Below are 20,494 nucleotides of genomic sequence, written 5' to 3'. Positions count from 1 at the left end.
GGACAGACATGAACACGAAGGTCATCAGCCTGGTTTCGATTGGTGCCCACCCCACTTCGGGGCGTACTCGGCGGGCCGAGCAGGACGCCCGTGCGGTGGAACTGGGCTTGCAGCTGGCTGGGGATAACTTGCAGGTGCTGCATGCCGGCGACCCGCAGGAGCCGGCGTTGCGGGCCTACCTGGGCATGGGCCTGGAGCAGCTCGATGTGCTTGAACAGCCGGCTGGCGCCGACGCGCTGGGCGTGCTCGGCGACTACTTGCGTGACGCCGGCGCCCAACTGGTGCTGACTGGCAGTCAGGCGGAAACCGGCGAGGGCTCGGGGATGCTGCCGTTTCTGCTGGCCGAGCGCCTGGGCTGGCCGCTGGTGGTCGGGCTGGCCGAAGTGGAATCTATCCACAACGGTGTGGCCCAGGTGCTGCAAGCCTTGCCGCGTGGCCAGCGGCGGCGGCTGAAGGTGCGCCTGCCGTTGCTGGCGACTGTGGATAACGCCGCAGCGAAGCCGCGCCAGAGTGCTTTCGGCCCGGCGCGACGCGGGGTGTTGGCGGCGCGCCAGGTGCAGGTGCTGGAAGACGCGTTACTCACAGGCGCCGAACTGCAGCCGGCCAAGCCGCGACCCAAGCGCTTGAAGGTGATCAAGGCGAAGAGCGGCGCCGACCGGATGAAGGCGGCGACGGCCAAGGCCAGCGGGGGGGGCGGGCAGGTGTTGAAAGAGCTGTCGCCGGAAGCGGGTGCGCAGGCGATTTTGAAGTTGTTGGTGGAAGAAGGCGTGTTGCGCTAGTTGCACACAAAGTCTGTTAGGCAGTCTGTGGATAACGTGTTTGCCTATGGCTACAGGCCACGTCGTTAGAGGCTTTCAGAAGTATGATCGATTATTGATCAATTGCAGCCACGGATTTTCCGTGGCTTTTTCATGGGCGCGAGGACGGTTTTGTCGGGCTTTGCCCACATTCTCTGTTGGCGTGTCTGTGGATAATCTGTTTGGCTATGGCTGTGAGCCACGGTTTATAAGGGCTGGAGAGAGTTGTTCAATAATTGATCAAATGTGCGGGTAAGCGTCTCCGCGGACCCTGAAAACCTTTGTAATTCGGAGGTTTGGAGGTTTATCCACAATGGTTTTATACGGCTCGGTGAGTTGCACACAAAGTCTGTTGGCCGCTTTGTGGATAAGGTGTTTGCGTAACGCTGTAGGCCACGCCATCAGAGGCTTACAGGGTTTTGGTTGTTTTTTGATCAATGGTTTTCCACATGCCAGAGAGGGGGTTGCCCACAATTGCTGTGGGCCGGGCTGTGGATAAAGTGTTTGCGGAATGCCTGGGGCCAGTGGGGGCGGGGTGTTGCTGGGTTTGATCAAATATTGATCAGTTCCAGTGAGGGCCCCATCGCGGGACGAGCCCGCTCCCACAGGGTGAGATCACACCGACCACTGTGGGAGCGGCCCTACTGCGCCGCCACGCCCTTCAGATACGGCGCTGGCGCCGCGCCAAGGTTGCTCAACATCCGCTCGCTGTACCAATCGACAAAATTCACCACGCCAAACTCATAGGTCTTCGAGTAAGGCCCCGGCTGATACGCCGTCGAGTTGATCCCGCGCTGGTTTTCTTCGGCCAGCCGGCGATCCTGGTCGTTGGTTGCATCCCACACCTCACGCATGCGCTGCGGGTCGTAATCGACACCTTCCACCGCATCCTTGTGCACCAGCCATTTGGTGGTCACCATCGTTTCCTGCGCGCTGATCGGCCACACGGTGAACACGATCATGTGATCGCCCATGCAGTGGTTCCACGAGTGCGGCAGGTGCAGGATGCGCATCGAGCCCAGGTCCGGGTTCTTGATCCGCCCCATCAGCTTCTGGCAGCCCTGCTTGCCATCCAGGGTCATCGACACCGTGCCCTTGAGCAGCGGCATGCGCACGATGCGGTTACGCAGGCCGAAACTGGCATGCGCATACGGAATCTTCTCCGCGTCCCACGCCGCCGCACTGGCGGCGACATGGTCCTTGAACGCCTGGTCGGCGCGCGGGTCGGTGACGTCGTCCCACTCCAGCAGGGTTTTCAACAGTTCCGGGTGCGAACCGGTGCAGTGATAGCACTCGCGGTTGTTCTCCAGCACCAGCTTCCAGTTGGCCTTTTCCATCAAGGTGGTCTGCACCGCCACCTTGGTGTTCTCCATGTCGTACGGTTCCATGTAGTGGCTCAGTGTCGCCAGGAAGTCGTCGATGGCCGGCGGGTTCTGCGCCAGGCTGATGAAGATGTAGCCACCGGCCGTCTTCACGTGCACCGGCTTCAGGCCGTACTGCGTCATGTCGAAGTCGGCGCCCATCTCGCTGCCGGCAAACAGCAGCCGGCCATCCAGCTCGTAGGTCCACTGGTGGTAATGGCAGACCAGCTTGGCCACCTTGCCCTTCTCGCTGGTGCACAACCGCGAACCGCGGTGCCGGCAGACGTTATGGAAGGCATGCACCTGACCCTCGGCACCGCGGATCACGATGATCGGGTTCTTGCCAATTTCCAGGGTGAGGAAGTTGCCCTTTGCCGGGATTTCGCAGGTCATGCCGGCAATCAACCACTCCTTCTGGAAGATCTCCTGCATGTCGATCTGAAACAGGCGCTCGTCGGTATAGAAAGGTTGCGGCAGCGAGAAGGTCCGCTCGCGGGTCTGCAACATATCGGCGGTGGCCTTGCGTGCAGGTTCCAGTGGATCGCCCAGGCTCAGGGTTGCGGTGACGTCCATCGTGTAGGTCCTCAGGGCCAGTCAAGGCCGGCGAAAGTGGCTAATCGTTCTTATGGCATCGCAAGGCGGATAAACAATCAGTTCATTTGCGGTGGAGTGTGCGTTCGCTGGCGCCGGTATCCATGTCCATGGGCGACATGATCGAATCCGTTCCCGACGTGCCAGCCCTTGCAGCCAGTGGCTGGTCGCGATAAGCACGCCGATGTCGCGGGTAGGCATGTACGACGCCCGCCGCTTGCGCATTATCGGCAGCATCTAGCCGTAATCGGCCGTGGAGACGAGCATGTCCAATCCGTTCCTCAATCCGGTGACCACCCAGACCTGGGCCAACGGTCGCCACATCGTCCGTTGCGTCAAGGTGATCCAGGAAACCTGGGACGTGCGCACCTTCTGTTTCATGGCCGATCAGCCGATCCTGTTCTTCTTCAAGCCTGGGCAGTTCGTCACCCTGGAGCTGGAAATCGAAGGCCAGCCGATCATGCGCTCCTACACCATTTCCAGCTCGCCCTCGGTGCCTTACAGCTTCTCGGTGACCATCAAGCGGGTGCCCGGCGGCAAGGTGTCCAACTGGCTGCACGACACCCTGCACGAAGGCCAGGAGCTGGCGGTGCACGGCCCGGTCGGGTTGTTCAACGCCATCGACTTCCCCAGCCCGAAAGTGCTCTACCTCAGCGGCGGCGTCGGCATTACCCCGGTGATGTCGATGGCGCGCTGGTTCTATGACACCAACGGCAATGTCGACATGGTCTTCGTGCACAGCGCACGCTCGCCCAAGGACATCATTTACCACCGCGAGCTGGAGCACATGGCCTCGCGGATCGATAACTTCAGCCTGCACCTCATCTGCGAGAAGCACGGCCTTGGCGAGCCCTGGGCTGGGTATCGCGGCTACCTGAACCAGAAACTGATGGAGCTGATTGCCCCGGATTACCTGGAGCGGGAAATCTTCTGCTGCGGGCCGACGCCGTACATGAACGCGGTCAAACGCATGCTCGAAGGCTCCGGCTATGACATGAGTCGCTATCACGAGGAGTCGTTCGGCGCGACCCCGGCCGAGGTCAAGGCCGACGCCGTCGAACATGCCGAGCAGGCAGCGGAAGCGGCCGAGGTGGCTGTTTCGGATCAGTTCCAGGTCGAGTTTGTCAGCAGCGGCAAGAGTATCCATGTGGTGCCGGGGGAAACCGTGCACGCCGCTGCCGCCAAGGCCGGGCTGATGATTCCCAAGGCCTGCGGCATGGGCATCTGTGGCACCTGCAAGGTGCTCAAGCTGGGCGGCGAAGTGGAGATGGAGCATAACGGCGGGATCACCGACGACGACGTGGCCGAGGGCTACATCCTGTCCTGCTGCAGCGTGCCCAAGGGCGACGTGCGTATCGAGTACTGAGCCTAGCGGTGGAAACTGTCGTGCCGGGCCGGGCTGGCCGGCACGCGCCAGCCCGCGTCCAGGCGCATCAGCGCGGCATAGAGCAGCGCCGACACGGCAAAGCCGACCAGAAAGGCGATATCGGCGCCGTCCAGCACCTCGACCATGGCGCCTTCGTAGAGGCCCAGCGACAGGAACGGCAGCATCCCCAGCCATCCCCCCAGATACGCCAGCAGGCCCGGCCAGGCCCAGTTGCGCTCGGGCGTCGGGCTGTGCCGGCGCAGCAGGTAGAAGTCGGTGAGGTTGATCGCGCTCCACGGGATGAGGAAGTACAGCATCAGCAGCAGGAAGGCGTTGAAGCTGTCCAGGTAGCCGGTGGGCAGCCAGAGGCTGATGCCATAGCTGCACAGCGCGGCCAGGGCGATGCCGACCAGGCGTGCACGCAGGCCGGGTTGCAGCGCAATGAAGCCGCTGAGCGCGCTGATCCCGGCGAGCGCGGCGCCGTAGCAGTTGAGCGCCATGATCCCGACCAGTGCCGGCACCGAGGCGAGCACAGCGAACGAGCCGAAGCCGGGCAGGAAGCGGTTGCCGAGCTGCTGCAGGCTGGCGATGGCGTCGGGGCCATGGATCGCCGAGGCCAGCAGCGCCCCCAGCGACATCAGCCAGCAGGCGGCGCCGGCGGCGCCGAGGAAGGTCCAGACGATAACGCTGCGCGCCGGGGTGCTGGCCGGCAGGTAGCGCGAATAGTCCGACGCGTAGACGGTGTAGCCGAGCTGGTAGCCGGCGGCGGCGGCCAGCTGCACGAAGAAGGCGGGCCAGTAGAACGCAATCGAGCGCTGCGCGGTATCGGCTTCGAGCAGCAGCAGGGCGGCCAGGCTGAGCACGCCGAACACGCCGATCAGCAGGTAGGTGAGCCAGCGTTGTACGCTGAGCAGCAGGTCGTGACCGGCCATCGCCATGAGCATCGCGGCACCCAGCAGCACGGCGAACCAGCGGGCGTCGGGGCCGGGGAGCAGGCTGCTGATGGCGTCGGTGGCAAGCACGGTGTTGAACACGTTCAGGCCCAGGTACACGAAGATCGCGGCGAGTAGCGGCAGGGTGGCCCCGCGACGGCCGAACTGGGTCCGCGACTGAATCATTTGCGGCAGGCCCAGGCGTGGGCCTTGATTGGCGTGCAGGGCCAGGCACAGGGTGCCGAGGCCGACGCCGATGAGGATCGCGATGATCGAGTGCCGCACGCCCAGGCCCATGGCAGGGCCGACGAAGCCGGCGACCAGGGTGGTGAGGACGGAGTTGCCGGTGAACCAGAAAGGTGCCAGGTGCCAGGCCTTGCCATGACGCTCGTCGAGCGGGATCTGCTCGATGCAGCGGGTTTCGATGTGCAGGCCGGGCGGTGGGGTGGGGGCGACCTTGTTGTTCATGAAGTTCCCGAGTCAACAATGGAGAAGGCATTGTTCGGCAGCGATAGTGCGCGGGCAACTGGTAGAACTGCTAGTCCAAGCGGCTGGTTTTTCAGAGGGAAAAGCTATTAGGGGGTGTCAGATATTTCTCTCTTCAGAACAACGCGGTCGCTGTAGGCGCAGGCAAGCCAGCGCCTACAGGAGACCGAGCCGCTCAGTTAGACCCGGAAGCGCGCCACCAACCCGTTCAGGTCTACCGCCAAGCGCGACAATTCGTTACTCGCCGCACTGGTCTGGTGCGCGCCCGTCGCCGACTGTACCGACAGGTCGTTGATGTTCACCAGGTTGCGGTCAACCTCGCGGGCCACCTGCGCCTGCTCTTCGGCAGCACTGGCGATCACCAGGTTGCGCTCGTTGATCTCGGCCACCGCACCGGTAATCGTATCCAGCGCCAGCCCCGCGCCCCGCGCGATATTCAGGGTCGACTCGGCGCGCTCGGTGCTGTTGCGCATCGAGTTCACCGCCTGTTCGGTGCCGCCCTGGATACTGCCGATCATCCGTTCGATCTCGCTGGTCGACTGCTGCGTACGATGCGCCAGCGCCCGTACCTCGTCGGCCACCACGGCAAACCCGCGACCGGCCTCACCGGCCCGCGCCGCTTCAATCGCCGCGTTCAGCGCCAGCAGGTTGGTCTGGTCGGCCAGCCCGCGAATCACATCCAGTACCTTGCCGATATCGCGCGACTCTTCCGCCAGGTTGCCGATCAGCGTCGCCGTACTCTGTACATCGGTGCTCATCCGCTCGATGGCGCTGACCGTCTCCAGCACCAGATCACGGCCATCGCCGGCCGAGCGCGTGGCTTCCTTCGACGCCTCGGAGGTGCTCACCGCATTGCGTGCCACTTCTTCCACGGCACTGGTCATCTCGGTCACGGCGGTCGCGGCCTGCTCGATCTCGTTGTTCTGTTGTTGCAGGCCGCGGGCGCTTTCGTCGGTGACGCTGTTCAGCTCTTCGGCCGCCGAGGCCAGCTGGGTGGCGGAGCCAGCGATCAGTTGCAAGGTGTCGCGCAGCTTGTTCTGCATCTTGGCCATGGCCTGCAGTAGACGCGCCGCTTCATCGCTGCCCTCGACGTAAATCGGCTGGGTCAGGTTGCCCTCGGCGATTTCCTCGGCCGCATGCAGCGCCTCGTCGATCGGCTTGACGATGCTGCGGGTCAGCAGCACGGCACAGAGGAAGGTCAGCGCGGTGGCTGCCAGCAACAGGCCGACCACCAGGGTGAAGGCATTGTCGTACTGCTCGGCGGCCGCCTTGTTGGTCTTGGTGGTCTGCTCGGCATTGATCTTGACCAGGTTGTCCATCACCGCGTTGATCTGGTCGGTATTGGCCAGCAGGTCGCGGTTGATCATGTTACGCAGGCCGTCGAGGTCGTTGCTTTGCGACAGGCTGCGCATCTGCCCTTCGAACTGGCGGTACTGGCTGAGCAGTTGCAGGTACTGGTTATAGGCACCGCGTTCTTCGGCGCCCTCGATCAGTGGCTCATAGGCACGACGGGCCTCGTCGATCTGCGCGTTGCGCTGGTCGAGCAGGCGGAAGGTGTCCTGCTGGGCGCTGGCGTCGCGGTTCATCACCAGACGGTAATGCAGGGTGCGCAGGCGCAGGGTGAGTTGGGTGATCTGGTCGAGGTTGGTGATGCTCGGCACGCTGATCTGCTCGATCGCCTCGCCGGCCTTACGGATCTTGCCCATCTGGTTCAGGGCAAACACACCGAGTGCCAGCATCAGCGCGCCGATCAGTGCGAAGCCGAGGAGCGCGCGCGGCGCAATGTTCATGTTGCGTAGGGACATGGTCGAATCCAGACAGAGGAAGTAGGGACGCGATCCATGCGCACAGAAGGGGGCTATTAGGCCTATCGGACACAAGCGGCAACACTTGAATGGGCTGAAGCGATTTTGTGCGGCGGCTCTCCGTATTTCCGCCGAGTGGTCGGCCGCTGCCGGAACCGGACCGTCATCGCTGGGTCAATGTGCACCGAGCCGAGGTCTCTAACCCGATATCCCTGGCGAGCACGGCGAGTTTTCTTTATCGTGTGCGCCCCCTGAAAAACCGTGAGAAGGCAATCATGTTGGAAACTTCCCTCAGTCAACTGGAACAACTGGTCGGCGACCTGGTGCAGAAGAACCAGGAACTCACCGAGCGCAACGCGCAACTGGGCAGCGAGCTGGCGCTGGCCAAGGACGAAAACGAAAGCCTGCAATTGAGCCTGATGGAGCAGGAAGAAAAGCACGGCGCTACCGCCGCACGTATTCAGGCGCTGGTTGAACGTGCCGGTGGCGGTACCGTTAACGCATGAAAACCACCGCGCAATCGATCAATGTCGTGTCGATCATGGGCAACGACTATTCGATCAAGGCACCCGAAGGTCAGGAACAGACCCTGGCGCACGCGGTGCAGATGCTCAAGGCCTCCCTGGCCGACACCAAGCGCAAGTACCCGTCGCTGATCGGCGACAAGTTACTGGTGCTGGCAGCCCTGAACCTGTGCTCGCAGCAGATCGAACTGCAGCAGGCCCATCAGGAAGCCCTCGACCGTTATCAAGAGCAAGTCAGCGCCACGGTCGACGTGATCGCCCGGACCATCAGCAACACCTGATCGCCGCCGCGTAATCGTTTTTCTCTCTCTTGCCTGCTCGTCGCCCTCAGGGACGGCGAGCGGCTTTGTTGTGGATCACTGGAAATATTGTATTTGTAACTGTATACAATTGGCGCGACAGTTGCAGGACACGCTTTATTTATCAGGGGAAGATCCATGCAGTTCTGGCGGCGCAGTATCCAGTGGCAATTGATCACCAGCATGGGCGCAGCGCTCTTGGTGAGCGTTTTGATCGTGGTGGGCATCTACACGGTGGCGGTCAATCGGCTGACCGAACGTTACCTGGTGGAGTCGGCGCTGCCGGCGAGCATTGAGGCAATTCGTAACGATATCGAGCGGATGATGGTACGTCCGCTCACGGCTGCGGCCGACATCGCCCGCAATACCTTGTTGCGTGACTGGGTGGCAGCTGGCGAAGACAGTGCGCAGGCCGCGCAGTTTGTCGAATACCTGGAGGCGGTGCGGGCGCAGAACCAGGCCTTTACCTCGGTGCTGGCGATTACCGCCACCAACCACTACTACAACGAGAAGGGCCTGGACCGCACCCTGAGCCGCAGCAACCCGGCGGACAAGTGGTTCTATGGCTTCATCGACAGTGGCAAGCCGCGCCTGTTGAACATCGACATTGATGGCAGCACTGGCGAGCTGGCGCTGTTCATCGACTACCGGCTGGAAAAAGACGGCAAGCTGGTGGGGGTTGCCGGGCTTGGTCTGCGTATGACCGAGCTCTCGGAAGTTATCCACAATTTCAGTTTCGGCGAGCGCGGGCGGGTCTTCCTGGTGCGCGCTGACGGCACTATCCAGGTGCATCCGCAAGCCGAATTCAGTGGCAAGCGCCAGCTCGCCGAGCAGATCGGCACGGCGGCGGCGCAAGCCGCCCTGGCCAGCACCGAAGGCCTGCACAGCAGCCGTTTCGAACGTGATGGCGAAGGCTTCCTGGCCCTGAGCATGCCGCTGCGCGACCTGGGCTGGACGCTGGTGGCCGAAGTGCCGGAAGCGCAGATCTATGCCGAAGTACGCGAAACCGTGTGGCTGACCAGCCTGATCGGTGGCTCGGTGGCGCTGCTGTCGTTGCTGCTGGTGGTGTGGCTGGCGCGCGGTATCGTGCGGCCGATTCGCCAGGTCACCGATGCGCTGGTGGCGATTGGCAGTGGCGGTGGCGACCTGACCCGGCGCCTGGACGATTCGCGGGCCGACGAGCTGGGCGACCTGGCGCGCGGCTTCAACCGCTTCCTCGACAGCCAGCGCGACCTGATCGGCGAGGTGCTGCGCACCACCGAGGATCTGCGCCAGTCGGTCACCCAGGTGACCCAGGTGGTGGAGAACACCGCGCAGCGTTCGTCGCGCCAGCAGGAGATGACCGAGATGGTGGCCACTGCAGTGCACCAGATGGGCCTGACCGTGCAGGACATCGCGCAGAACGCCGGGAATGCCGCGCATGCCTCGCAGACGGCGCGGGATGAGGCGATGCAGGCGCGCGAGGTGGTGCAGCGCTCGATTGCACATATCGAGGGCATGTCCGGCGAGATCGGCACGGCGGCTACGGCGGTGAGCGAGCTGGCCGAGGAGGTGGCGTCGATCGACGAGGTGCTGGCGGTGATCCGCAGTATTTCCGAGCAGACCAACCTGCTGGCGCTGAACGCGGCCATCGAGGCGGCGCGGGCCGGCGATATGGGCCGTGGCTTTGCGGTGGTGGCCGATGAGGTGCGGACCCTGGCGCAGCGCACGCAGGTGTCGACCGATGAGATTCAGCAGATGATTCAGCGCCTCAAGCAGGGCACCGGCAATGCGGTGGCGTCGATGCATGCCGGGCAGGCGGCGACCGGTACCGGGGTGGAATCGAGCCAGCGCACCGGGGCGTCGTTGACCACTATTACCGGGCAGGTGGAGCGTATCAGCGACATGAACCTGCAGGTGGCGACGGCGACCGAGGAGCAGTCGGCGGTGACCGAGGAGATCAACCGCAATGTGCAGGGGATTTCCGATCTGGCGCGGCAGACGGCGGGCGAGGTGGAGGCCTGCCGCGAGGATTGCCGGACCTTGAATGGCCTGGCACAGGACCTGGCGCGGCAGATGGGTGGGTTCAGGCTCTAGGCCAGCGGGGGATTCATCGCGGGAGCAGCCTGGTCCCGCGATGGGGCCCTCAGCCAGTCACCACCGCGCGAATATCCGCCGCCAACGCGCGCACCCGCGCCTCTTCGGTGTCCCACGAGCACATGAAGCGCGCACCGCCGCTGCCGATGAAGGTGTAGAAACGCCAGCCCTTTTCACGCAGCTTTTCCAGTGCCGGTTCCGGCATCTGCAGGAACACCCCGTTGGCTTCCACCGGGAACATCAGGCGCACCCCCGGAATGTCCGCCACCAGCCCGCTCAACAGCTGCGCGCACTGGTTGGCGTGCTGGGCATGGCGCAACCAGGCGCCATCTTCCAGCAAGCCGACCCACGGCGCCGAGAGGAAACGCATCTTCGACGCCAGTTGCCCGGCCTGCTTGCAGCGGTAGTCGAAGTCTTCGGCCAGCTTGCGGTTGAAGAACAGGATCGCCTCGCCCACCGCCATGCCGTTCTTGGTGCCGCCAAAGCACAGCACATCGACCCCGGCCTTCCAGGTCAGCTCGGCCGGGCTGCAGCCGAGGAACGCGCAGGCGTTGCTGAACCGCGCGCCGTCCATGTGCAGGTTCAGGCCCAGCTCCTTGCAGGTGGCGCTGATCGCCTTGAGTTCTTCCGGGCGGTACACGCTGCCGACCTCGGTGGCCTGGGTGATGGTGACCACGCGCGGTTTCGGGTAGTGGATGTCCTGGCGCTTGAGCGCCACTTCACGGATCGATTCGGGGGTCAGCTTGCCGTTTTCGCTGCGCGCGGTGAGCAGCTTGGAGCCGTTGGAGAAGAACTCCGGCGCGCCGCATTCGTCGGTCTCGACGTGCGCGGTTTCCGAGCAGATCACGCTGTGATAGCTCTGGCACAGCGACGACAGGGCCAGGGAGTTGGCCGCGGTGCCGTTGAAGGCGAAGAACACTTCGCAGTCGGTCTCGAACAGTTTGCGGAAGTACTCGGAGGCGCGGGCCGTCCATTGGTCGTCGCCGTAGGCGCGGTCGTGGCCGTGGTTGGCCTGCTCCATGGCAGCCCAGGCCTCTGGGCAGATACCGGAATAGTTGTCGCTGGCGAATTGCTGGGTTTGCTCTGTCATGACACTGTCCTGTGAACGACGCAGGGGAGCACTGTAAAGGCGCTGAGGCTGAACCCACAAGGCCCCGAAACGAGGAAGAGACGGGGCTTTTGTGGGCGCGGGCTGGTCCCGCGATGAATTCACTGCGGTGTATCAGTGGCGACGCCATCGCGGGACTAGCCCGCTCCCACAGGGGGGTAGGTCTTAAGCGGTCAATTGTTCCCATAGGCGGCAATGTCGTAAACGCACCTTTGCGTGGCGCCCGTAGGCATTTGAGCCGTCTGGTCCGGTCATACCATCGACTCCAATAGCACACATGCCGCTGCCGGGAGAGATGCGATGTTCAGCAAGCAAGACCAGATCCAGGGTTACGACGATGCACTGCTGGCGGCCATCAACGCCGAAGAGCAACGCCAGGAAGATCACATCGAGCTGATCGCCTCGGAAAACTACACCAGCAAACGTGTCATGCAGGCCCAGGGCAGCGGGCTGACCAACAAGTACGCCGAAGGCTACCCTGGCAAGCGCTACTATGGCGGCTGCGAGCACGTCGACAAGGTCGAGCAACTGGCCATCGACCGCGCCAAGCAACTGTTCGGTGCCGACTACGCCAACGTCCAGCCGCATTCCGGCTCCTCGGCCAACAGCGCCGTGTACCTGGCGCTGATCCAGCCCGGCGATACCCTCCTCGGCATGAGCCTGGCCCACGGCGGCCACCTGACCCACGGCGCCAAGGTGTCGTCCTCGGGCAAGCTGTACAACGCCGTGCAGTACGGCATCGACACCAACACCGGGCTGATCGACTACGACGAGGTGGAGCGCCTGGCCGTCGAAAACAAGCCGAAAATGATCGTCGCCGGCTTCTCGGCCTACTCGAAAACCCTCGATTTCCCACGCTTCCGCGCCATTGCCGACAAGGTCGGCGCGCTGCTGTTCGTCGACATGGCACACGTTGCCGGGCTGGTTGCCGCCGGTCTCTACCCGAACCCGCTGCCCTACGCCGACGTGGTCACCACCACCACCCACAAGACCCTGCGCGGCCCGCGCGGCGGCCTGATCCTGGCGCGGCACAACGAGGAGATCGAGAAGAAGCTCAACGCCTCGGTGTTCCCCGGCGCCCAGGGCGGGCCGCTGATGCACGTGATCGCCGCCAAGGCGGTGTGCTTCAAGGAAGCGCTCGAACCCGGCTTCAAGAGCTACCAGCAACAGGTGATCGACAACGCCCAGGCCATGGCCCGGGTGTTTATCGCGCGGGGCTACGACGTGGTCTCGGGCGGCACCGACAACCACCTGTTCCTGGTCAGCCTGATCCGCCAGGGCCTGACCGGCAAAGACGCCGACGCCGCCCTCGGCCGCGCCCATATCACCGTCAACAAGAACGCTGTGCCCAACGACCCACAGTCGCCGTTCGTCACCTCCGGCCTGCGCATCGGCACCCCGGCGGTGACCAGCCGTGGCTTCAAGGTCGCCCAGTGCGAAGCGCTGGCCGGCTGGATCTGCGACATCCTCGACAACCTCGGCGATGCCGATGTCGAGGCCAATGTGGCGAAGAACGTGTCGGCACTCTGTGCAGATTTCCCGGTTTACCGCTGAGTGGTTGAGGAGTAACTGACTATGCAACGCTACTCGGGCTTCGGCCTTTTCAAGCACTCGCTGAGCCACCACGAGAACTGGCAGCGCATGTGGCGCACGCCGACCCCGAAGAAGGTCTATGACGTGGTCATCGTCGGCGGTGGCGGGCATGGCCTGGCCACCGCCTACTACCTGGCCAAGGAACACGGCATCACCAACGTCGCGGTGGTCGAGAAAGGTTGGCTGGGCGGCGGCAACACCGCGCGCAACACCACCATCGTCCGTTCCAACTACCTCTGGGACGAGTCGGCGCACCTCTACGAGCATGCGATGAAACTCTGGGAAGGGCTGTCGCAGGACATCAACTACAACGTGATGTTCTCCCAGCGCGGCGTCTACAACCTCTGCCACACCTTGCAGGACATGCGCGACTCCGAGCGCCGGGTCAGCGCCAACCGCCTCAATGGCGTCGACGGCGAACTGCTCAACAGCCAGCAGGTGGCGGACGAAATTCCCTACCTGGACTGCTCGAAAAACACCCGTTACCCGATTCTCGGTGCCACTGTGCAACGGCGCGGCGGGGTTGCCCGCCACGATGCCGTGGCCTGGGGCTTCGCGCGTGCCGCCGACGCCCTCGGCGTGGACCTGATCCAGCAGACTGAAGTGATCGGCTTTCGCAAGGAAAACGGCGCGGTAATCGGGGTGGAAACCAACAAGGGTTTCATTGGCGCCAAGCGCGTCGGGGTGGTGACTGCCGGCAACTCCGGGCACATGGCCAAGCTGGCCGGGTTCCGCCTGCCGATCGAATCGCACCCGTTGCAGGCACTGGTGTCCGAGCCGCTCAAGCCGATCATCGATAGCGTGATCATGTCCAACGCTGTGCACGGCTACATCAGCCAGTCGGACAAGGGCGACCTGGTGATTGGTGCCGGGATTGACGGCTGGGTCGGCTACGGCCAACGCGGCTCGTACCCGGTGATTGAGCACACCTTGCAGGCCATCGTCGAAATGTTCCCGATCCTCTCGCGGGTGCGCATGAACCGCCAGTGGGGCGGCATTGTCGACACCACCCCGGACGCCTGCCCGATCATCTCGAAAACTCCGGTGCAGAACCTGTTCTTCAACTGCGGCTGGGGCACTGGCGGCTTCAAGGCCACCCCGGGCTCGGGCAACGTCTTTGCTGCCAGCCTGGCCAAGGGCGAGATGCACGCGCTGGCCAAGCCGTTTTCCATCGACCGTTTCCATAACGGCGCCCTGATCGACGAACACGGCGCTGCCGCTGTCGCCCACTAACAGGAGAAATCCCCATGTTGCACATCTTCTGTCCCCACTGCGGCGAGCTGCGCTCCGAGGAAGAATTCCACGCCGCCGGCCAGGCGCACATTCCGCGCCCGCTGGACCCGAACGCCTGCTCCGACGAGGAGTGGGGCGACTATATGTTTTTCCGCGACAACCCGCGCGGCCTGCACCATGAACTGTGGATTCACGCCGCCGGTTGCCGCCAGTACTTCAACGCCACCCGCGACACGCTGACCTACGAGATTCTCGAAACCTACCCGATCGGTAGCAAGCCGCAGGTCACCGGCAAGGGCACATCCGCGCAGTTGGCTGTCAGTGGTCAGGGAGAAAAGGTATGAGCCAGGTCTATCGCCTGTCCAATGGCGGTCGTATCGACCGCAGCAAGGTATTGAGTTTCACCTTCAACGGCCAGAGCTACCAGGGCTATGCCGGCGACACCCTCGCCGCGGCCCTGCTGGCCAACGGCGTGGACATCGTCGGGCGCAGCTTCAAGTATTCGCGGCCGCGCGGGATCATCGCCGCAGGTGCCGAAGAGCCGAACGCGATCCTGCAGATCGGCGCCAGCGAAGCCACCCAGGTGCCGAACGTGCGCGCTACCCAGCAGGCACTGTATTCCGGCCTGGTGGCCACCAGCACCAACGGCTGGCCGAGCGTGAACACCGACATGATGGGGATTCTCGGCAAGGTCGGCGGCAAGCTGATGCCGCCGGGTTTCTACTACAAGACCTTCATGTACCCGCAGTCGTTCTGGATGACCTACGAGAAGTACATCCGCAAAGCCGCTGGCCTGGGCCGCGCGCCGCTGGAAAACGACCCCGACAGCTATGACTACATGAGCCACCATTGCGATGTGCTGGTGGTCGGCGCCGGCCCGGCCGGGCTGGCGGCGGCACTGGCTGCCGGGCGCAGCGGTGCACGGGTGATCGTCGCCGACGAGCAGGAAGAGTTCGGCGGCAGCCTGCTCGACAGCCGCGAAAGCCTTGATGGCAAGCCGGCCGCCGACTGGGTCGCCGCTGCCGTTGCCGAGCTCAACGCGCTGCCGGAAGTGCTGTTGCTGCCGCGCGCCACGGTCAACGGCTACCACGACCACAACTTCCTGACCATTCACGAGCGCCGCACCGACCACCTCGGCGATCGGGCGCCGATCGGCAGTGTGCGTCAGCGCATGCACCGGGTGCGCGCCAAGCGTGTGGTGCTGGCTACCGGCGCCCATGAGCGGCCGCTGGTGTATGGCAACAACGATGTGCCGGGCAACATGCTGGCTGGCGCCGTGTCCACCTATGTGCGTCGCTACGGCGTGGCACCGGGACGCAAGCTGGTGCTGTCGACCAACAACGACCACGCCTACCGCGTGGCGCTGGACTGGCACGACGCCGGCCTGCAGGTGGTCGCTATCGCCGACGCGCGGCACAACCCGCGTGGTTCGCTGGTGGAAGAAGCGCGGGCCAAGGGTATGCGCATCCTCACCTCCAGCGCGGTGATCGAGAGCCGTGGCAGCAAGCACGTGACGGCCGCGCGGGTCGCGGCCATCGACGTCAAGGCGCACAAGGTCACCAGCCCCGGCGAGTGGCTGGACTGCGACCTGGTGGCCACGTCCGGCGGCTACAGCCCGGTGGTGCACCTGGCTTCGCACCTGGGCGGCAAGCCGATCTGGCGGGAAGACATTCTCGGCTTTGTGCCGGGCGAGGCGCCCCAGAAGCGTGTGTGCGTGGGCGGCATCAATGGTGTGTTCGCCCTCGGCGATGTGTTGGCCGATGGCTTCGAAGGCGGCGTGCGCGCGGCCACCGAGGCCGGCTTCAAGGCAGTCGAAGGCGTGCTGCCCAAGGCTCTGGTGCGCCAGGAAGAAGCCACCCTGGCGCTGTTCCAGGTTCCGCACGACCGCAACACCGCACGGGCGCCGAAACAGTTCGTCGACCAGCAAAACGACGTCACCGCCGCCGCCATCGAGCTGGCGACCCGCGAGGGCTTCGAGTCGGTCGAGCACGTTAAACGCTACACCGCGCTGGGCTTCGGCACCGACCAGGGCAAGCTGGGCAACATCAACGGCTTGGCGATTGCCGCCCGTTCGCTGGGTATCACCATCCCGGAGATGGGGACCACCATGTTCCGCCCCAACTACACGCCGGTCACCTTCGGCGCGGTGGCGGGTCGGCATTGCGGGCACCTGTTCGAGCCGGTGCGCTTCACCGCACTGCATGCCTGGCATGTGAAGAACGGTGCGCTGTTCGAAGACGTCGGCCAGTGGAAACGCCCGTGGTACTTCCCCAAGGCCGGTGAAGACCTCCATGCCGCCGTGGCCCGCGAGTGCCAGGCGGTGCGCGACAGCGTCGGCCTGCTCGACGCCTCGACCCTGGGCAAGATCGATATCCAGGGCCCGGACGCACGCGAGTTCCTCAACCGCATCTACACCAACGCCTGGACCAAGCTCGATGTGGGCAAGGCGCGTTACGGGCTGATGTGCAAGGAAGACGGCATGGTCTTCGACGATGGCGTCACGGCCTGCCTGGGCGACAACCATTTCCTCATGACCACCACCACCGGTGGCGCGGCACGCGTACTGCAGTGGCTGGAGATCTACCAGCAGACCGAATGGCCGGACCTGAAGGTGTACTTCACCTCGGTGACCGACCACTGGGCGACCCTGACCCTGTCCGGCCCGAACAGCCGCAAGCTGCTCGGCGAGGTCACCGACATCGACCTGGACAAGGACGCCTTCCCGTTCATGAGCTGGAAGGAAGGGCTGGTGGGCGGCGTGCCGGCACGGGTGTTCCGGATCTCCTTCACTGGCGAGCTTTCCTACGAGGTGAACATCCAGGCGAACTACGCGATGGGCGTGCTGGAGAAGATCGCCGAGGCCGGCAAGCAGTACAACCTGACCCCGTATGGCACCGAGACCATGCACGTGTTGCGTGCCGAGAAGGGCTTCATCATCGTCGGCCAGGACACTGACGGTTCGATGACCCCGGACGACCTGAACATGGGCTGGTGCGTGGGCCGGAGCAAGCCGTTCTCGTGGATCGGCTGGCGCGGCATGAACCGCGAAGATTGCGTGCGCGACAACCGCAAGCAGTTGGTGGGGCTCAAGCCGCTGGACCCGAGCCAGTGGCTGCCGGAGGGCGCGCAGCTGGTCAACGATCCGAAGCAGGCGATTCCGATGGACATGGTCGGCCACGTCACCTCCAGCTATGCGAGCAACTCGCTGGGGTATTCGTTTGCGCTGGCGGTGGTCAAGGGCGGGCTCAAGCGCATGGGTGAGCGGGTGTACTCGCCGCAGGCCGATGGCAGCGTGATCGAGGCCGAGATTTGCGCTTCGGTGTTCTTCGATCCGAAGGGGGATCGGCAGAACATCTAATGGCTGATGCCAAACCCCTGTGGGCGCAGGCAAGCCAGCGCCTACAGGGGATAGGGCCCCAAGATTTCTGAGTTCAAGGCAGGTAAGAAAATGAGCGCTATCAACGTCTACCAGCAACGCCCCGACAACGCCGCCAAGGCCGAGTCGCCGCTGCACCACGCCGACCTGCCCAGCCTGGTCGGCAAAGGCCGCAAGATCGCTGGGATCAGCCTGCGCGAGAAGGCCTTCCTCGGTCATCTCACCCTGCGCGGCGATGGCCGCGATCCGGCCTTCGCCGGCGCGGTGTTCAAGGCCCTCGGCCTGGAACTGCCGGTGGCCCTGACCGTGGTCGCCAACGGCGACACCTCGCTGCAATGGCTCGGCCCCGACGAATGGTTGCTGATTGTCCCCGGTGGCCAGGAACTGACCGCCGAGCAGAAGCTGCGCGAAGCCTGCGGCGACCTGCACGTGCAGATCGTCAACGTCAGCGGCGGCCAGACCCTGCTTGAACTGCGCGGGGCCAAGGTCCGCGAACTGCTGATGAAGTCCACCAGCTACGACGTGCACCCGAACAACTTCCCGCTCGGCAAGGCTGTCGGCACCACGTTTGCCAAGTCGCAGTTGGTAATCCGCCGCAGCGGCGAGGAGACCTGGGAACTGCTGATCCGGCGCAGCTTCGCCGACTACTGGTGGTTGTGGTTGCAGGATGCCGCCGCCGAATACGGTTTGAGCATCGAGGCCTAGGAGAGTCGCCATGAGCCGTGCCCCGGATACCTGGATTCTCACCGCCGACTGCCCGAGCCTGCTCGGCACCGTCGATGTGGTGACGCGTTACCTGTACGAGCAGCACTGCTACGTCACCGAGCACCATTCGTTCGATGATCGTCTGTCCGGGCGGTTCTTTATCCGGGTGGAATTCCGCCAGCCCTCGGCCTTCGACGAAAGCGCCTTCCGCGCCGGCCTGGCCGAGCGCGGCGAGGCGTTCGGCATGCTCTTCGAGCTGACAGCGCCGAACCATCGACCGAAAGTGGTGATCATGGTCTCGAAGGCCGATCACTGCCTCAACGACCTGCTCTATCGCCAGCGCATCGGCCAGCTGGGCATGGACGTGGTGGCGGTGATTTCCAACCACCCGGACCTGGAACCGCTGGCGCACTGGCACCGGATTCCCTACTACCATTTTGCCCTCGACCCGCTCGACAAGCCGGCGCAGGAGCGCAAGGTGTTGCAGGTGATCGAGGACTCCGGCGCCGAGCTGGTGGTGCTGGCGCGCTACATGCAGGTGCTGTCGCCGGAGCTGTGCCGGCGACTGGATGGCTGGGCAATCAATATCCATCACTCGCTGCTGCCGGGGTTCAAGGGCGCCAAGCCGTATCACCAGGCCTACAACAAGGGCGTGAAACTGGTCGGGGCGACCGCGCACTACATCAACAACGACCTCGACGAAGGGCCGATCATCGCCCAGGGCGTGGAGGCGGTGGACCACAGTCACTACCCTGAAGACCTGATTGCCAAGGGCCGCGATATCGAATGCCTGACGTTGGCGCGGGCGGTGGGCTATCACATCGAGCGGCGGGTGTTTCTTAACGCCAACAGGACGGTGGTGCTCTGACGGGCGATGAGGCCCGCACGGTCAAAACAGATTCCAGTAACAACAGCGCTGCCCCGCGTAGCGCACTTTGCACCGCTACATAACAACAATCTTTAGCGAGGTGAACGCATGTCTGGTAATCGTGGTGTGGTGTATCTCGGCAGCGGCAAGGTCGAAGTACAGAAGATCGACTATCCGAAAATGCAGGACCCGCGCGGTCGCAAGATCGAGCACGGGGTGATCCTGAAAGTGGTCTCCACCAATATCTGCGGCTCCGACCAGCACATGGTCCGCGGTCGCACCACCGCCCAGGTCGGCCTGGTCCTGGGGCACGAAATCACCGGCGAGGTGATCGAAAAAGGCCGCGACGTCGAAAACCTGAAAATCGGCGACCTGGTTTCGGTACCCTTCAACGTCGCCTGCGGTCGCTGCCGCTCCTGCAAGGAACAACACACCGGCGTCTGCCTCACCGTCAACCCGGCCCGTGCCGGCGGTGCCTACGGCTACGTCGACATGGGCGACTGGACCGGTGGCCAGGCCGAATACGTGCTGGTGCCGTATGCCGACTTCAACCTGCTGAAGCTGCCCGACCGCGACAAGGCCATGGAGAAGATCCGCGACCTGACCTGCCTCTCCGACATCCTCCCCACCGGCTACCACGGCGCCGTGACCGCCGGCGTCGGCCCCGGCAGCTCGGTGTACATTGCCGGTGCCGGTCCGGTCGGCCTGGCGGCAGCTGCCTCGGCCCGCCTGCTCGGCGCTGCGGTGGTGATCGTCGGCGACGTCAACCCGGTACGCCTGGCCCACGCCAAGGCCCAGGGCTTCGAGATCGCCGACCTGTCCCAGGACACCCCGCTGCATGAACAGATCGCCAACCTGCTCGGCGAGCCGGAAGTCGATTGCGCGGTCGACGCGGTCGGCTTCGAAGCCCGTGGCCACGGCCATGCCGGGGCCAAGCACGAAGCCCCGGCCACCGTGCTCAACTCGCTGATGGGCGTGGTGCGGGTTGCCGGCAAGATCGGTATCCCCGGCCTGTACGTCACCGAAGACCCGGGTGCGGTCGACGCCGCCGCCAAAATCGGCAGTCTGAGCATCCGCTTCGGCCTCGGCTGGGCTAAATCGCACAGCTTCCATACCGGCCAGACCCCGGTGATGAAGTACAACCGCCAACTGATGCAGGCAATCATGTGGGACCGCATCAACATCGCCGAAGTGGTCGGTGTGCAGGTCATCAGCCTCGACCAGGCCCCCGAAGGCTACGGCGAGTTCGATGCCGGCGTGCCGAAGAAATTCGTCATCGACCCGCATAAGACCTTCAGCGCCGCCTGAGTGGGAGCAATGCCTACCCGGTTTCACGCCCTTGAAACCGGGCAGGCAGACAAATTGCCGTAGCGT

The 20,494-nt window shown here is 64.1% G+C and carries 16 protein-coding genes and 1 pseudogene; 13 read left to right on the top strand and 4 right to left on the bottom strand.

The window, feature by feature from the left end; genetic code table 11:
• Positions 1-8 precede the first annotated feature (8 nt).
• Entirely contained in the window at positions 9-779 is a 771-nt protein-coding gene (locus DCO48_RS20740) for an electron transfer flavoprotein subunit beta (RefSeq protein WP_116552477.1), read from the top strand.
• A gap of 659 nt (positions 780-1,438) precedes the next feature.
• Here the strand turns inward: DCO48_RS20740 and gbcA are convergent.
• Entirely contained in the window at positions 1,439-2,731 is a 1,293-nt protein-coding gene (gene gbcA, locus DCO48_RS20735; RefSeq protein WP_116552476.1) for a glycine-betaine demethylase subunit GbcA, read from the bottom strand.
• A 283-nt stretch (positions 2,732-3,014) separates the two neighbouring features.
• On the opposite strand from gbcA, the gene gbcB reads away from it, so the two are divergent.
• Positions 3,015-4,115: a glycine-betaine demethylase subunit GbcB gene (gbcB, locus tag DCO48_RS20725; RefSeq protein ID WP_116552475.1), complete on the top strand. Its 1,101-nt coding sequence runs from the start codon at positions 3,015-3,017 to the stop codon at positions 4,113-4,115.
• Positions 4,116-4,117: 2 nt separating this feature from the next.
• On the opposite strand, the gene DCO48_RS20720 is transcribed toward gbcB, so the two are convergent.
• Positions 4,118-5,515, bottom strand: a complete 1,398-nt coding sequence (locus tag DCO48_RS20720; RefSeq protein WP_116552474.1) for a cytosine permease — start codon at positions 5,513-5,515, stop codon at positions 4,118-4,120.
• 197 nt (positions 5,516-5,712) lie between these two features.
• A complete protein-coding gene (locus tag DCO48_RS20715; protein ID WP_371919534.1) occupies positions 5,713-7,272 on the bottom strand; it encodes a methyl-accepting chemotaxis protein in 1,560 nt (519 codons plus the stop codon).
• A gap of 341 nt (positions 7,273-7,613) precedes the next feature.
• Between DCO48_RS20715 and DCO48_RS20710 the strand changes: the two genes are divergently transcribed.
• The 4 genes and pseudogenes from DCO48_RS20710 (at position 7,614) to DCO48_RS23350 (ending at position 10,237) form a co-directional block, all read left to right on the top strand.
• Positions 7,614-7,844, top strand: coding sequence for a hypothetical protein (locus DCO48_RS20710; protein ID WP_116552472.1), 231 nt, complete (start codon positions 7,614-7,616; stop codon positions 7,842-7,844).
• The gene (locus tag DCO48_RS20705; protein WP_116552471.1) at positions 7,841-8,143 is read left to right on the top strand and encodes a cell division protein ZapA; all 303 of its coding nucleotides are present in this window, start codon (positions 7,841-7,843) and stop codon (positions 8,141-8,143) included. Before DCO48_RS20710 ends, DCO48_RS20705 begins: the two co-directional genes overlap by 4 nt.
• A 156-nt stretch (positions 8,144-8,299) precedes the next feature.
• Positions 8,300-9,376: pseudogene (locus DCO48_RS23355) on the top strand (cache domain-containing protein); the annotation flags it as partial.
• A gap of 123 nt (positions 9,377-9,499) precedes the next feature.
• Positions 9,500-10,237 (top strand): methyl-accepting chemotaxis protein, encoded by a 738-nt coding sequence (locus tag DCO48_RS23350; protein ID WP_371919533.1) that lies wholly within the window; start codon positions 9,500-9,502, stop codon positions 10,235-10,237.
• 49 nt (positions 10,238-10,286) lie between these two features.
• Here DCO48_RS23350 and DCO48_RS20695 read toward each other — a convergent pair whose 3' ends face one another.
• Positions 10,287-11,327, bottom strand: coding sequence for a low specificity L-threonine aldolase (locus DCO48_RS20695; protein WP_116552469.1), 1,041 nt, complete (start codon positions 11,325-11,327; stop codon positions 10,287-10,289).
• Between the two features lie 318 nt (positions 11,328-11,645).
• On the opposite strand from DCO48_RS20695, the gene glyA reads away from it, so the two are divergent.
• The 7 genes from glyA (at position 11,646) to fdhA (ending at position 20,428) form a co-directional block, all read left to right on the top strand.
• The gene (gene glyA / locus DCO48_RS20690; protein WP_116552468.1) at positions 11,646-12,899 is read left to right on the top strand and encodes a serine hydroxymethyltransferase; all 1,254 of its coding nucleotides are present in this window, start codon (positions 11,646-11,648) and stop codon (positions 12,897-12,899) included.
• A 21-nt stretch (positions 12,900-12,920) separates the two neighbouring features.
• Positions 12,921-14,171 carry a sarcosine oxidase subunit beta family protein gene (locus DCO48_RS20685; RefSeq protein WP_116552467.1) on the top strand — a complete coding sequence of 417 codons (1,251 nt, stop codon included), beginning with the start codon at positions 12,921-12,923 and terminating at the stop codon, positions 14,169-14,171.
• 14 nt (positions 14,172-14,185) lie between these two features.
• A complete protein-coding gene (locus DCO48_RS20680) occupies positions 14,186-14,515 on the top strand; it encodes a sarcosine oxidase subunit delta (protein ID WP_116552466.1) in 330 nt (109 codons plus the stop codon).
• Positions 14,512-17,529 (top strand): sarcosine oxidase subunit alpha, encoded by a 3,018-nt coding sequence (locus tag DCO48_RS20675; RefSeq protein WP_116552465.1) that lies wholly within the window; start codon positions 14,512-14,514, stop codon positions 17,527-17,529. Before DCO48_RS20680 ends, DCO48_RS20675 begins: the two co-directional genes overlap by 4 nt.
• Before the next feature lie 90 nt (positions 17,530-17,619).
• Complete coding sequence (locus DCO48_RS20670) at positions 17,620-18,252, top strand: sarcosine oxidase subunit gamma (RefSeq protein WP_116552464.1); 633 nt, start codon at positions 17,620-17,622, stop codon at positions 18,250-18,252.
• A gap of 10 nt (positions 18,253-18,262) precedes the next feature.
• On the top strand, positions 18,263-19,120 hold the full coding sequence (gene purU, locus DCO48_RS20665; protein ID WP_116552463.1) for a formyltetrahydrofolate deformylase: 858 nt from the start codon (positions 18,263-18,265) through the stop codon (positions 19,118-19,120).
• Between the two features lie 108 nt (positions 19,121-19,228).
• Positions 19,229-20,428, top strand: a complete 1,200-nt coding sequence (gene fdhA, locus DCO48_RS20660; RefSeq protein WP_116552462.1) for a formaldehyde dehydrogenase, glutathione-independent — start codon at positions 19,229-19,231, stop codon at positions 20,426-20,428.
• The last annotated feature ends 66 nt before the right edge of the window (positions 20,429-20,494 follow it).

Origin of the sequence: Pseudomonas sp. SDI (genome assembly GCF_003105155.1) — a bacterium.
Lineage (GTDB): Bacteria > Pseudomonadota > Gammaproteobacteria > Pseudomonadales > Pseudomonadaceae > Aquipseudomonas.
Note: the sequence above shows the minus strand (reverse complement) of the source record. Positions and strands in the feature narration are given on the sequence as shown.